The organism is Acidobacteriota bacterium (assembly GCA_016208495.1).
Taxonomy (GTDB): Bacteria; Acidobacteriota; Blastocatellia; order Chloracidobacteriales; family Chloracidobacteriaceae; genus JACQXX01.
The window spans coordinates 43,661-59,101 of sequence record JACQXX010000077.1; the positions used below are offsets into that span (position 1 = coordinate 43,661).

Genomic DNA, 15,441 nt, shown 5'->3' on the forward strand with positions numbered 1-15,441 from the left:
TCCAAATTCACGCACTCCAAAAAGGAAACGAGGAGCAAATCCCAGTTCGAAATTTGCTCCTCGATGTTGGTTACGGTTTCAGGTAGGTTGCAAACCATTCGTGGACGTTTTTGTACCAGAATCGGCTGTTGGCTGGTTTTAAAATCCAGTGGCCTTCATCCGGATAGACGACCAGCTTTGATGGAACCCCCTGGCGTTGGAGCGCGGTAAACAACTGCATTCCCTGGTCAATCGGCACGCGATAGTCAAGTTCGCCGTGGATAACCAGTGTCGGGGTCTTAAAGTTTTTGGCTGATTTGTGCGGCGACCATTTTTCGAACAGTTCCGGATTGTCCCACGGGTTGCCGTTAAATTCCCATTCGGCAAACCAGAGTTCTTCGGTCACGCCATACATGCTTTCGAGGTTATAGACGCCAGCGTGCGACACCAGCGCTTTGAAGCGGTTTGAATGACCCAGCAACCAGTTGACCATATAGCCGCCGTAGCTTCCGCCAGCCGCGCCCATCCGGTCAGGATCAACAGAGCCCTGTTTGATGGCCGCATCAATCGCGCCATTGATGTCTGTAACAACTTTACCACCCCAATCCTTGCTGATTTCATTGGTGAATTGCTGGCCGTAACCGGTTGAACCACGTGGGTTAATCGCGACCACAACGTAGCCGGGCGCAGCAAACAATTGCGGATTCCAGCGGTAGCTCCAGCCGTTGTTCCAGGCGCCTTGCGGTCCGCCGTGAATCAGGAAAATCGTCGGGTATTTCTTTCCCTCACGAAACTTCGGCGGTTTGACCACCCAGGAGTGGACTTTCGCACCACCGTCACCTTCCGACCAGAGTTCTTCGACCTTGCCGAAGTCAATTTCGGCCAGGGCTTCGTCATTAAAGCTGGTCAGTTTCTTTGGCTGGCCGCTGCCATCCGCACTCAGGCTGTAGATTTCTGACGGGCTGGTCAGCGTGTTGTGGGTGAAATAGACCGTTTTTCCGTCATTCGAAATGTTGAATTCATGGTTTGAGCCCTTGGAAAACACCGGTTTGGCGTCATTTCCCTTCACCGACACCACATAAATCGGGCCCTGGCCTTTTTCTTCGCAGCCAAAGTAGATTTTTGAACTGTCAGGTGACCAGTTGATTTCATCAACCGAAAGGTCCAGGGTCTCAGTCAACATTCGTGCCTGTTTCGTGGTCCGGTCATAGAGCACTAGATTGCGTTTGTCGGCTTCAAACTTGGGTGTCGCCTGTGACAGCCAGGCCAGGTATTTTCCGTCTGGCGAGTAGCGCGGGTTAATGTCTGAACCTTTGCTGGTTGAAATGCGCTTTGGTTCGCCACCAGTGACCGGCACCACGAAGATGTCGTTGTTGGTGCTCCAGGCTTCTTCACGGCCATCAGTGTTGCGGGCAAAGGCAAGTTCTTTGCCATCGGCTGAAAAGGCATAGTCGGCGCCGCCGATGCTAAACGGTGGTGAATCAAAATCGCCGGGCGTCACATCTTTGACCTGACCGGAATCAGCCGAAACCACAAAAATATGCGAGCGACGGCCTTCTTTCCAGCTTGTCCAGTGCCGATAGAGCAACTGCGTGGCAGTTTTGGCTTTGACTTTGCTTTCTTCCGCCTCTTCATATTTCTTCTTGTTGCATTCGGCATCATTGAGCGGACAATCTGGATAAATCTCAGCCGTGAAGGCCATTGATTTTCCATCTGGTGACCAGATTAACCCGGAAACATCGGTGAAGAAATCGGTTACTTTGCGCGGCTCGCCGCCCTGCAGGCTGAGCATCCAGATTTGGGATGAACCGCCACGGGTTGAGACAAACGCGATAGACTGGCTATCAGGTGACCAGCAGGGTTCGCTGTCAGCTTTTTCGAATGTTGTTAATTGGCGTGCCGGACCGCCACCCGCCGGCATAATCCAGATATCCGAATTTGAACTTTGGGATTTTCGGTCAATGGCTGAAACCGAAAATGCCAGCCACTTCCCATCGGGGGACAGGGCCGGGCTGCCGACGCGCTTGAGGCGCAACATATCGCCAAACTCCATTGGTCGCTGCTTTTGCGCCAGTGCAGTTCCTGTGCTCAAAACAACAGCCAGGCTCAGGCCAAAGGCTGTCACGAGCATTTTGACGCCACGAAACATAGAATTCCTCCTGAAAAAAGATTGTGGTCAGTAGTCAGTAGTCAGTAGTGCCAGTTAAGAGTTGAAGCCGTTTTGGTTCTCAGCCCACGAAGTGGGCGCCGGCTCGTAGCCCAGGGCGAGTCTTCGAGCCCTGGGAATTCGGGTCATTTCCCTCCTTTTCCCCGCCCGGCCAGCCGCCGTAGGCGGCGGCTGGCCGGGCGGGGGCAATCTGGAACTGACCCGCATCCGGTGGTGGCGCGCCCAAAGCGACGCTGACCACCGGCTCACCTGGCTCCATCCCAACGGGGATGAGGACCAACCACCACTTCAACCCTTAACTGGCATCAGTCGTCAGTAGTCAAATGTTGGGATTTTGAAGGTCTGCCAGGTGGATTTGGTTCTATTTGAGTTATTTAGGAACAATGCTTTTCAAGAAATCCACGGATTCAGCTATCCGGGTTTTGGCTACTGACGACTGACGACTGACTTAGAAGAGCTAAAGTACAGGGTGGCAAGGGCTTCTGGCAAGTCGAATCCGGGTTTGCCGCTGGCAGCTAGTGGAAAACCGGGCGACGAGGCCGACATCGCACCAAACCGGCAGTGTTTTTCCAGATATTTTCCGAATAGAAATTATGACCTAACCCTTTCAAAAACAGAGAGTTCAATACTTCATGCTTTATGCTTCATACTTCATAATTGGTATGACAACCAGTGCGGGCTGATGTATAGTTGCGCCGCGTTTCAAAAACTCTCCGACAGTTTCAATTCCGGAAAAAAATCAAATAGTGCCCCTGGAAGAGCAGTGGTGGTTTATAGTAGGATGAATGAACCATCATTCAGCTACCAAAGAACCTACAAAATCCAATCCAATCCAATTCGAGAAGGGACGGAGTACCCCGCATGACTGCAGGAAACTTCATTTTCATTGCTGTTTTTCTCGCTTCAGTTGGTCTGTTTCTATTCAACAGTCGCAAAATCTTTGAGATTCTACAACTTGGCAAACCTGAGCCTGGTAATCGTCTTGATAACACGGGCGAGCGCATCAAAAATATGCTCAGCATCGCCATCGCTCAACAGAAAATTTTGCGCGATCCGCTGGCCGGATTTTTGCACTTGCTGATTTTCTGGGGCTTTATGGTTCTGACCATTGGCACCATCGAGGCTATCCTTGAAGGATTTTATAGTCGGTTTTCCTATCGGCTGGTTTTGGGCAACGACCTGTTTTATGTGCTGACCTGGCTCCAGGAAGTATTTGGCGGTTGCGTGCTGCTGGCATCCGTTTTGTTGCTTGCTCGACGGTATGTGGCTCCACCAAAACGATTTAGTGGTGTTGAAATGAAGCCGGACAGCCGGATGGACGCCACCATCGTGCTTCTGATGATCATTACCTTGATGGTCTCGATGTTTCTGGCCAACTCGTTTGCTCCAACGGAAGAAAAACGCATCACCCGCGATATTTCGGGGCGCACGGTTTCGCAACAACTGGCTAAAGTCATTGAGCCGAAAATGTCACCCAGCACGACTCACATTCTGTTTGAAGCTTCGTGGTGGGTGCATATTTTCACGGTGTTCGGCTTTTTGAATTATCTCCCCTTCTCAAAGCACCTTCACGTGCTGACCTCAGTCCCCAATGTGTTCTTCACCTCGCTCAAATCACGTGGCACGCTGAAGAAAATGGACTTTGAAGCGATGGAAGCCGAAGAAGAACCGGTCTTTGGTGCTTCTGACATTGAACATTTCACCTGGAAACAACTTTTCGACAGCCTGACCTGCACCGAATGCGGGCGCTGCACCTCGGTGTGCCCGGCCAATTTGACCGGCAAGCCCCTTTCACCGCGCAAAATCATGATGGATATCCGCGACCGGTTGATGGAAAAGGGCCCGATTCTGGTTGATCTGAAAAAAGCGGGCGGGGCATCGGCTGAAAATGGGAATGGCGAGTCCAAAAATGGACATTCCGCCAAAGATATCCTGGCTGAAAAACTCATCAGCGAAAAATTTATCACCCCTGAAGAACTCTGGTCCTGCACGACCTGCCAGGCGTGTATGCAGGAATGTCCGGTCAACATCGAGCACGTTCCAACCATTCTGGACATGCGCCGGAACCTGGTGATGAACGAAGCCGACTTCCCTGGGGAACTGCAAACCTTATTTAACAACCTCGAAAACAAATATTCGCCCTGGGCGTTTAGTCACGCCGCCCGGGCCGACTGGTCAGAGGGCCTGAACATCAAGACCATGGCCCAGGCCCAGAACGAAGATATTGAGGTTTTGTTTTGGATCGGATGCGCTGGTTCCTACGACGACCGCTACCGCAAGGTAGTCCAATCGGTGGCCCGACTCCTTCAGAAAGCCAATATCAAATTTGCCATTCTGGGCAAAGAAGAAAAATGTACCGGTGACCCGGCCCGTCGCGCTGGAAACGAATATCTCGCCCAATCGCTGATTCAGGAAAACGTCGAGACCATGAATGGCTACGGCGTGAAAAAAGTCCTGACTTCCTGCCCACATTGCTTTAACACCATCAAGAACGAGTATCCGGACTTTGGTGGCAACTATGAAGTCATGCACCACAGCCAGTATCTTTCGGAACTGGTCAAGGCTGGCCGCATTACATTGACCCAAAAGATCGAAGCCACCGCCGTGTATCACGATTCATGTTATTTGGGCCGCTCCAACAACGTCTATGAAGCTCCGCGCCAGACACTGGTCCAGATCGGAGGCATGAAACTGGTTGAAATGGACCGCTCCCGCGATAAAGGAATGTGCTGTGGCGCCGGCGGTGCCCGGATGTTTATGGAAGAAAATGTCGGTACCCGCGTCAACGTCGAGCGTGCCAAACAGGCGCTGGACACCAAACCGGATGTTGTCGCTTCGGCCTGTCCATTCTGTATGACAATGCTCACCGATGGCGTCAAAGCCCATGAAAACACCCAGGTCAAAGTGTTTGACATCGCCGAACTGCTCGACCAGGCAGCCGGCGGGGAAAAGCGGGTTTAGCTTCGGGCGAAAGACATTGAGCTGAGGGCTTGGGGCTGAAAATAACGGGTTTCATACCCTGAGCCCGATTTTTCAGCCTTTCCCGTGTAGATTCTTGATTGCGCTCTGCAGGACAAGCCATGGAGTGAATTGGATTGAGCATCCCGAAGGGCTGCAGTTCGGATAGCCGGTGGTTGCGAGGTTTTGGGAGCTACCACCGGAAAAAGGTTCGCCCCCAACCTTCCCCCGCATCATCCGCGCCCCAAGGGGGCGCGGATGATGCGGGGGAAGAAAAATGGTAGTAGCCTGGAGGTCCGGTGGTAGGCCCAAAGCGGCCAACCGACCGGCTATCCGAACTGCAACGCTTCGCGGTGCAAAACCAAAAACTGACACGTGAAAGAACGTCTTCAGCCCGATAGTCTTCAGCCCGTTTTCTTCAGCCCCAGATTTTCAAGAGGCAGCCAAAGATTGGCTGCCTCTTTTGTCTTTTTAGGTTAGAATGACCAGTTTGGATTTTAAAACCTTAATACCAGTCACACACCCAGGCACTTCATTATGCAAATTAAACTTACGGAACTGTTTACCGTTTATTTTTCATTGCCAATCCGAACCCGAGGGGCGCAGTTCACCAGGAATCCCAACTTTGACTTTGACCTGATAGAAGAAAATTATTACGCTTCCGACATCCAGGATGGCCGGGAAACCGAGACCGTTACCCTCAGGTTTGAAGTCAAAAAACCAACTGAACTCTCGGCCTTTGCCCGGTGTTCCTGCCCCAAGTTTCAAAAGGGCCCCTGTGCGCATTTGTGGGCCTTGATGATGGGCATTGATCAATCATTGCCAGTCACGCTTCAACAAAAAATTCGGACAGCATCACTCCGCCCAGACTTCTTTGAAGATGATTTTGAAGACGACACCGAAGATGATGATTTTTTTGATGAGAATGAGGACCTGTTCTTCAATGAGACCAGCGACGCTGGTCTGGTTCGGGAACTTTCACAAAGGTTGGGGCTGTCTTCAGGTTCGAAACTGGCACACCAGAGCAAAAGTCGCTACCTTCCCCCGCCACCACCGACCTGGAAAGACTATTTTGTACCGCTCAAGGAAATGATGGTCGCACGGGAGCAGGTCAATAAAACGCCAATCTGGCCTGAAAACTGGCAACTCCTGTATGTCCTTGATATTGAAACCATTAAATCAACTGGAATCATTGCCGTTGACTTGTATTATCAGGAGCGAAAGAAAAATGGCGATTGGGGCAAGGCCAAACAAACCCATTTGAAACGAGAACATTTCCTGGTCCATCCGAACCCACAAGACCGCCAGTTGCTGCTCACTCTGGCTGGGATGAATGCCCTGGGCAGCAACACCCTCTCCCTGAGCGGCCTCCAGGCATATCTGGGGCGGGAATCCTATAAACCACTTCAGTACTATATCGGTGGCCATGATCTGGAACGTGTCTTCCCTCTACTCTGTGCCACCAATCGGTTTTTTATCGTCCAGGAACCGAAAGGTGAGCGAAAATTTATTGGTCCGCTTACCTGGGATCCACATGAAAAACCCTGGGAGTTTCATCTTGGCCTCAATCGAGTGACGAACAAGCCATCGGACTTTGAGACCCAGTTGCTGCTCAAACGTGAGGAAAAACAAATATCCCCGTCAGAAGTTCTTTTGCTTTTGAGCGACGGCTATTTATTCACCCGCACCCAGGTGTCGAAATTTAATCATTATGGGGCCTTTCCGCTGGTTGCCCATCTGCGAGGAGAAGAACCCCTGGTGATTCCTGAGACCGAACTCGATGCGTTTCTCCAGGAAATGACTCAGCTTCCGTCAGCCCCGCCGCTCCAGCTTCCAGCATCACACCAGGTTCAAATCAGTCAAATGGAACCGCTTCCGTTTCTCTCAATTCGACGAAACCACCCATCAGCCATCCTCAAGGGAGACCTGGAGTTTGTCTATGATCAACTCCGGTTTAAAGTGGATGATGCCTCAGGCGGACACTATGACCCTCAAGCCAAACATTTTTACCGGCGGAATCGGACGGCTGAAAAACAAGCGGTGCAAGTTCTCGCCCAGCACCCTGGAGTTGAAGAGCACACCTTCCGCGACACCCACAAAGGCAAAAGCACCTCGTTTCAATTCCCTCCTCAAGAACTCCCCCGACTGGTCTCGAAACTGACGGCTCAGGGTTGGCGAGTGGAAGCCGAAGGAAAGTTGTACCGGACGCCAGGGCAGGTTTCAATCCAGGTCAAATCGGGCCTTGACTGGTTTGAATTGCAAGCCGAAGTTGATTTTGAAGGCCAGGTAGCCTCTCTGCCCAAACTCCTGGCGGCCCTTCGGCGTGGTGAACGGTTTGTGCAACTTGGCGATGGTTCGTTTGGGATGCTTCCCGAAGAATGGTTGACCAAATATGGGTTGTTGACCGGGGTTGGTCAGGCCGAAGGAGATACGATCAAATTTCGGCGGTCACAGGCCGGATTGCTCGATGCGCTCCTCTCGGCCCAGCCTCAAATTGCCGTGGATGAACCATTTATCAAACTCCGCGATCAGATGCACCAGTTTGATAAGGTGGCGGCTCAACTCCCACCGCCTGGATTTATCGGGGAACTTCGCCCTTATCAACAGGAAGGTCTTGGCTGGCTTCATTTTCTGGATCAGTTTGGGTTTGGCGGCTGTCTGGCTGACGATATGGGACTGGGAAAAACCGTTCAGGTGCTCGCTTTTCTCCAGGCGGCCAAAGAACAAAAAGAAGCGGCCCCTGGTCGCCCGCGCCCATCACTGGTGGTGGTGCCAAAATCGCTCCTGTTTAACTGGACAGAAGAAGCCCGTCGGTTTACTCCGCAACTTCAGATACTCACGCATGTCGGCACCGGTCGTGACCAGGAATTTGATTCATTTCAGGCATTTGACATCATTTTGACCACCTATGGCACCATGCTGCGTGATATTCTCAAACTCAAAGACATTCAGTTTGACTTTGTGATTTTGGATGAATCCCAGGCCATCAAAAACGCTTCAACCGAGACCTCCAAAGCCGCCAGGTTGCTCCAGGGACGGCGGCGGCTGGCGATGAGCGGAACACCGATTGAAAACCACCTTGGTGAGTTTTGGAGTCTGTTTGAATTTTTGAACCCAGGGATTTTGGGCACGGCCTCGGTGTTTCAGCAACTCGTGGATGATCCCAATTTGCGCCAGGTCGAGTCGCGCCAGCTACTGGCCAAAGCTGTTCGGCCATTTTTGCTTCGGCGCACCAAACAACAGGTGGCCAAAGATTTGCCGACCAAAACCGAGCAAACCATCTATTGTGAAATGGAGCCCGAACAGCGCAAACACTATCTGGAACTGCGCGACTATTACCGGGCCACGTTGCTCGGACAAATCGGAACCGAAGGCATTCAAAAAAACAAGCTGCAAATCCTCGAAGGGTTGCTCCGGTTGCGCCAGGCAGCCTGCCATCCAGGACTCATTGACTCCAAACAGACTTCCAAACCAAGCGCCAAACTGGATGTGCTGCTGCCCTACATTGCCGAAATTGTTGACGAAGGCCACAAAGCTCTGATTTTCTCGCAATTTACCAGCTTTCTTTCGATTGTTCGCAAACAGCTTGATAAAGAAAAGATCCCCTATTTGTACCTGGATGGGAAAACCCAGAACCGGGGTGAACTGGTGGAAAAATTCCAGACTGATCCAGAAAGCAAGTTGTTTTTGATCAGTCTGAAAGCTGGAGGATTTGGCCTCAATCTCACCGCCGCGGAATATGTCTTTCTGCTTGATCCGTGGTGGAATCCAGCCGTGGAAGCCCAGGCGATTGACCGAACGCATCGCATCGGACAAACTGAACAAGTCTTTGCCTATCGGCTGATCACTCGCGATACCGTCGAGGAAAAAGTGCTCAAACTCCAGGAAAACAAACGCAATCTGGCGGATGCGATTCTGGGCGAAAACAGCGCCACCTTGCGTGATCTGGGCCGCGAAGACCTGGAACTGCTGCTTTCCTGAGTGAATGAAGAATGAAGAATGTGGTTGGTGCCTGGTTCTTGGTTCTTGGTTCTTGGTTCTTGGTTCTTGGTTCTTGGTTCTTGGTTCTTGGTTCTTGGTTCTTGGTTCTTCTTCGAAAATATTGATTTCTAAGCACCAAGCACCAAATAACTACTAACCACTTTCTTCATTCTCAATTCTTCACTCTCAATTCTCAATTCTTCATTCTCAATTCTTCATTCTCAATTCTTCATTCTCAATATCTATATGCTTGAACTTCGACCCAACTGCGAACACTGTGACCGAGACCTTCCCCCCAATGCCATTGACGCCATGATCTGCACTTTTGAATGCACTTTTTGTGTGGATTGTGTTGATACTGTTTTGCACAATGTGTGTCCAAATTGCGGCGGCGGCCTGGTTCGACGTCCGATTCGCCCACACCGATTGCTTGCAAAATATCCGCCTTCTGAGCAACGGGTGTTCAAACCAGTCAACCTCGAAGAACACCAAACGCGGCTCGAACAACTGCGGGATATCCCTCCAGCCGAACGATGAATTGAATTTCCTCAAAAGGGTAGGCGGCATGCCTCATTCTCAAAAACCATCCATGTTCTCAGCAGCCGAACTTCAGGAACAGATTGATCAAACCTGCGACACGGTCCGCGCTCATGATCACCAATTGATCCATGAAGCGGCGAAAACACTGGCGCTGCTGGGTCCAGCAGCCGTTGAACTCCTGATAGAAAAGCTGCGGGATCCTGACCGTTATGTGCAGGACGTTGTGGCTCGTGCGCTTGGCCAGATTGGTGACCCGCGTGCCGTGGTTCATCTGCTGGAAATACTCAGTGACTATCACCCTCTTTCCCCTGACAACGATGATGAAGACGATCTGTCTGAACCCGAATTTCGGGCGGTTGAAGCGCTTGGAAAAATCGGGGATCCACGTGCCGTCGAACCGCTGCTGGCTGAACTTGACCGACTGATCGCTCTCTACCCAGGAATTGTGACGACGGAGATTATTTATTGCCTTGGGGAGATTGGTGACCTTCGAGGGCTAGAACCCTGCCTGAGATTTCTCAAGCCACCGCTGGTTGATCACACCCACTGGAAGGCCGCTCACTACTCCCTACCGAAATTTGGCGAACCGGCGATTGCTCCGCTCATTCAACTCCTTAATGAAGTTGATGATCCGCTGATTCCGTATGATTTGGCTGAAATCGGTCATATTTCCGCTATCCCGGTTTTGTTTGAAGTACTCAAAGATTCCTGGCGACCTGACCACCTGCGAGCCAATGCCGCCCACGCACTGGGAAAACTCAAGGCGACCAACGCCTTTGAAACACTTTTGAGATTGATCAACCAGTCGGTGGACAACCCCAATTTGCTTCGAGGATTGATTCTGGGTCTTGGCAACACCCAGGACGAACGCGCCCTCGAAGTGTTGCTCAAATTGTTTGATCAACCCTTTGATCAGGCATTGTTCGGCTGGATCATTGAAGCCCTGGGTGAGCTTGGGACGTCAGGGGCGATTGATGTTCTGGTCGTGCTCCTGGAAAGTCAGGATATGCACATTCGCCAACTGTCCATTCGGGCGTTAGAACGCGGCGGTGACGAACGAGCCATTCCAGCGCTTCAACTCCTGGTGGATGACCACCAGCGGCCAACCAGCCTGATGCTGGACGAAACAACCGAAGCCGGAATCAAGAACATGCTTGGCCCAGACGGGGTGGACGAGGTGCTGGATTTATTTGGTGAAGGCACCCGCCGCTGGGCCGCCAGTGCCATTCGTGCCATTCGTCAGCGCTCCCAGGCTTCGTTTTTCGACAATTCCGGCGAGTTTGATTCGCAATTGACGAATTAGAGTGAAGAGCGAAACTGAAGAGCGAGTAGCGAGTAGCAAGACTGAAGAGCGAGTAGCGAGTAGCAAGTAGCGAGTCGTCAATCCATTTTCAGTCGTGGGGCTGTCATCAAACAAATACCAGGAAAAGGATATTAGGAAAGGACAAAAGTTCGAAAACCCTGATCCCTGAACCCTGATCCCTGAACCCTGAACCCTGAACCCCAAACCCTGAACCCTATGAATTCCCTTTCCCTTGCCCAATTTGCTTCAATTACTCACGCTGATTTATCAACTGAAATTATTCAAAATCATATATTTACCAATATTTGCACTGATTCGCGGCGGGTGCAGCAGGATGCGCTGTTTTTTGCGCTGAAAGGCTCCCAGGTGGATGGTCACGCCTTTGTCGGTCATGCCCTCCGCAACGGCGCCGTGGCGGCTGTCGTCCGGCGGTCCTGGGCGGCCCAACATCCGGAACTGGCCACCGAACGGCTGATCCTGGTTGATGACCCGCTGGCCAGCCTCCAAAAACTGGCTGGGTGGTGGCGGAATGAACTCCGAGGCAAAGTCCTGGCCATCACTGGCAGCAATGGGAAAACGATTGTGAAAGATGCGCTCCATCAGGTGCTGTGCGGGATGTATGAATGTTCGGCCAGTCCAGGGAGCTATAACAATCAACTTGGCGTGCCGCTCTCACTCCTTCGATTCCCTCAGGAAGTTGAACTGGCACTGGTTGAAGCTGGCGTTTCCGAAAAAAACGATATGCCGGTGCTCGAACGGATGATCCGACCTGACTTTGGCATTTTGACCAATATCGGTCTGGCTCACCTGTCTTCATTTGGTTCACGGGAGGCCATCGCCCAGGAAAAAATGCAATTGTTTGCCAATATCCCACCTGAAGGCTGGCTGTTGGTGCCCGCAAATGAACCGTTGCTTGAGCCCTCTCTGTCACTGCTCCGATGTCGCATCCACCGGGTTGGCCAGAAAAATCCTGATCTTCCCTTTGTCGAACAGCGTCACCCCTCCAAGGATGGCCAGTTATTGACGCTCCATTTTCCAGACCACTCGACGTTTGAATTTTTCGTTGACACCCCATCGCTGGAAATTGTGACGGATCTTGAAATTGCGGCCTGCGCCGGATTCCTCCTTGCGGTTCCGGAAGCCATGATTGTTGAAGCTTTAACCGGGTATAACCCTGGCTCAACCCGCATGGAAACCTGGAAATCTCCCAATGGCGTGACGCTGATCAACGATTCGTGCAGTTCCGACCCGATTTCCGTTCGCTCTGCCCTGCGGACACTGGCCACCATGAGCAATGACCGGGGTAAACGCATTTTTGTCTTCGGCGGGATGCGCGAACTGGGACCACTTGAAGCTGTCGAACACGCTCAGGTCGGGTATATCGCCGCCGAAAGCAATGTGGACACGCTGGTTTTGATTGGAAGTCGGCAACTGGATCAGACTGAAGATGCGTTTCGTGAAAAGGCTGCCGGCCAGGTGCTCCGCTGTCGAAATTTTGAGGAAATCAAAAGTCGGTTGCTTCCCAGTCTGAAGTGGGGCGATACGATTCTGGTCAAAGGGCCGCGCAATACCGACATCAACGACATTGCCCGCGAAATCACGGAAACGATGGCGCCCAATCGGTTTATTGTTGATCTGGAAGCCATCAACGAAAATATCACCCGCTTTCAACGCCACGTTGGGCCAAACACCCGAATCCTGGCCATGATCAAAGCGCTGGCCTATGGCAGCGACGCAACCCGACTGGCCAAAGAACTCCAAAAAATGGGGATTGAATCGGTTGGGGTGGCCAGTGCCGACGAAGGCGTGTCGCTACGGAAAGTCGGGGTGGATATTCCGATTCTGGTTTTTCTGTGTACTCCGGATGAAGCCGAAAAAGTGGTGCGCTATGCGCTGACTCCGATTGTGTATTCACCTGAAGGTATTACACCGCTGGCGACTGCCGCTCAAACTCAAGGAAAAACCATCAACGTCCACCTTGAAGTTGACACCGGGATGGGCCGGCTTGGAGTACAACCCGAACAGGCACTTGAGGTTGCCCAGGCTATTGCCCAGAGTGGGAGATTGCATCTGGCGGGCGTTCTCACGCATTTTGCCTGTGCCGAAGACCCTGAAAAAGATGACTTTACCCGCTTTCAAATCAGTCAGTTCAAATCGGTTGTCGCGCAACTCAAAAATGCTGGCTTTACCCGGCTGATTTGCCACGCCGGAGCAACGGCTGGCGCGGCCCGATTTCCCGAGGCCCACTTTGATATGGTTCGGATTGGACTTGGGCTCTATGGCGTCTATCCGTCGGAAGCCGTCGCACAGGCAATTGACCTGGATCTGGCGGTATCGCTAGTGAGTCGGCTGGCGGAAGTCCGCACGCTCCCGAAAGGCCACCGCATCGGATACGGCGGAACATTTGAAGTTCCCCATGACCAGTTTCGCGCCGGGGTCGTCCCGATTGGGTATCACGACGGCATTCCGGTCAGTTTGTCCAATCGCGGCACAGTCTTGATCAATGGGCAACGCGCGCCGATTGTCGGTCGAGTTTCGATGGATTCAATGATTGTGGATGTGAGTCAGATTGCGGATGCCGCTGTGGGGTCGGATGTACTGATTTACGGGAAATATGCGGGGTATTCCCTTCGGCCTGAAGCAATTGCCGATTCCTGTGGAACGATTGCCTATGAACTACTCGCCCGGCTGGGGCCGCGCATCCAGCGGATTTTTACCGGGAGCTATCGCTATAACGGGCTGGTGAAATGAGTTGGGGCTGAAGAATGTGGGCTGAGGGCTTGGGGCTGAAGACTCGAAGGCTCGGGGCTGAAGACAATGGGTTCAAGACAAAGTTCCCGTTTTCTTCAGCCCAAATCGGCATAAGTGGCTGCATTGATTGTTTTTTTCGACGAAGGATTGATAGGAATGAATTGGCTAAATGTCTTGAATGTGGTGTGCTTCTGCCTCACTCTGGTTCTTGCCACCGGTCTCAAGCTACCTGGAAGTCCCATGCTTCCAGGTTGTCCTCAGGAAATCCAGCCTTCAACTCAATTGCATCGCCCAGCAATTGAGTACAACCTTTCGCATCATTCTTCACTTGATCGTGACCCGTCCTGGTCACCGGATGGAAAGAAAATCGCCTTTGTGAGTGATCGTGATGGAAATTTTGAGATCTACGTCATGAAAACAGATGGCTCAGGGCAAACCCGTTTGACGACAAATTCAGCTTCAGATCGCAATCCAGCCTGGAGCCCAAATAGCAAACACATCATTTTCCAAAGCAATCGAGACGGAAACGAAGAAATTTACCTGATGAACGCCGACGGCTCCAAGCAAACCAGACTCACCAAAAACGACAGCGATGATATGTTCCCAGATATATCCTCAGATGGAAAAAAGATCACCTTTACCCAAAATCGAAATGGAAATTTCGATATCTTTGTGATGAATATTGATGGCAGAAACTCTGTCCAACTTACCAATCATCCTTTGCGTGACCTGTGGTCCAGGTGGTCACCAAACGGTAAAAAACTCGTGTTCTTTTCACGCCGAGACACCAGTGATACCAATGACGAAATTTATTCCATGAATGCGGATGGAAGCGACGTGAGGCGACTTACCCACAATAGCGGGCATGATTTCTGCCCTGACTGGTCACCAGATGGAAAAAAACTTGCTTTTGTTTCAATCAGAGAAGATGGACACATTTATGTCTACCAAATGGATGCTGATGGAGGAAAACCAGAGCGATTGACCAGCAAACCAGACAAGGTGAGTTCTCCCACCTGGTCCAGAGATGGAAGGAAACTCGCATTTTCATCACAAAGAGATGGAAATTTCGAAGTATATGTAATTGAGCTAAAAAGTTAGAAATAAAAGAGTACTTGCCGTACAACATTAAGCAAATATGGTTTTTACTGGCAACGACCAGTTAGGAATAAGCTCTTTTCCATCAAGCACATCATTTTCAGTCAGAACCACAATCTCCGTGAGAGAACGATACACCGTGACCACCCGCTTTCGCGGATTGACCACAACGACCATTTTGGTTCCAGCCTCAAGCCAATCAAACACTTTTTCTTCAACTTCGGTGTAAATGTCTCCCGGTGAAATGACTTCAACCACCAAATCCGGCGCTCCCGGCCAGTATCCCCGCTGGTCAAGATCAGATTTGACATTTTCAGCCCGCACAAATGCAACATCAGGGGCTCGGACAGTATCTGGATTGGACGCAAGCTGGAACCCCGTTTCAGCCGCAAACACCAGCCCAAGCTGGTTGGTTCTGACGTGCGTATCCAGAGGCGTTGAGATATTAATAATGATTCGCCCATGAACATGCCCGGCTGGCGCTATTTTTTTCAATTCTCCCTTCACCAATTCACATCGAAAACCATCACCGGGCATTTCAAATAATTCACAAGCCGTAAACTGTTGGGTTATGAGTGTCATAGCGAAAGCTCCTATAAAAACAAGGGCTGAAGAATATCGGGCTGAACAAACCAGGCCCCACGCCCTGGTTTGTTCAGCCTGA

The 15,441-nt window shown here is 51.4% G+C and carries 9 protein-coding genes; 6 read left to right on the forward strand and 3 right to left on the reverse strand.

Annotated elements, in window-relative coordinates:
* Positions 1 to 70: 70 nt before the first annotated feature.
* Together HY774_15070 and HY774_15075 are read right to left on the reverse strand one after the other, a co-directional pair.
* Entirely contained in the window at positions 71 to 2,110 is a 2,040-nt protein-coding gene (locus HY774_15070; GenBank protein MBI4749806.1) for a S9 family peptidase, read from the reverse strand.
* 97 nt (positions 2,111 to 2,207) lie between these two features.
* A complete protein-coding gene (locus HY774_15075) occupies positions 2,208 to 2,438 on the reverse strand; it encodes a hypothetical protein (protein ID MBI4749807.1) in 231 nt (76 codons plus the stop codon).
* Positions 2,439 to 3,007: 569 nt separating this feature from the next.
* On the opposite strand from HY774_15075, the gene HY774_15080 reads away from it, so the two are divergent.
* The 6 genes from HY774_15080 (at position 3,008) to HY774_15105 (ending at position 14,780) form a co-directional block, all read left to right on the forward strand.
* Complete coding sequence (locus tag HY774_15080) at positions 3,008 to 5,107, forward strand: (Fe-S)-binding protein (protein MBI4749808.1); 2,100 nt, start codon at positions 3,008 to 3,010, stop codon at positions 5,105 to 5,107.
* Positions 5,108 to 5,641: 534 nt separating this feature from the next.
* A complete protein-coding gene (locus tag HY774_15085; GenBank protein ID MBI4749809.1) occupies positions 5,642 to 9,085 on the forward strand; it encodes an SNF2 helicase associated domain-containing protein in 3,444 nt (1,147 codons plus the stop codon).
* A gap of 246 nt (positions 9,086 to 9,331) precedes the next feature.
* On the forward strand, positions 9,332 to 9,622 hold the full coding sequence (locus HY774_15090) for a DUF1272 domain-containing protein (protein MBI4749810.1): 291 nt from the start codon (positions 9,332 to 9,334) through the stop codon (positions 9,620 to 9,622).
* Between the two features lie 28 nt (positions 9,623 to 9,650).
* Entirely contained in the window at positions 9,651 to 10,928 is a 1,278-nt protein-coding gene (locus HY774_15095; protein MBI4749811.1) for a HEAT repeat domain-containing protein, read from the forward strand.
* 216 nt (positions 10,929 to 11,144) lie between these two features.
* On the forward strand, positions 11,145 to 13,679 hold the full coding sequence (alr, locus tag HY774_15100; GenBank protein ID MBI4749812.1) for an alanine racemase: 2,535 nt from the start codon (positions 11,145 to 11,147) through the stop codon (positions 13,677 to 13,679).
* Positions 13,680 to 13,919: 240 nt separating this feature from the next.
* Positions 13,920 to 14,780, forward strand: coding sequence for a PD40 domain-containing protein (locus HY774_15105; protein MBI4749813.1), 861 nt, complete (start codon positions 13,920 to 13,922; stop codon positions 14,778 to 14,780).
* 27 nt (positions 14,781 to 14,807) lie between these two features.
* On the opposite strand, the gene HY774_15110 is transcribed toward HY774_15105, so the two are convergent.
* Positions 14,808 to 15,359 carry a Uma2 family endonuclease gene (locus tag HY774_15110; GenBank protein MBI4749814.1) on the reverse strand — a complete coding sequence of 184 codons (552 nt, stop codon included), beginning with the start codon at positions 15,357 to 15,359 and terminating at the stop codon, positions 14,808 to 14,810.
* Between the last annotated feature and the right edge of the window lie 82 nt (positions 15,360 to 15,441).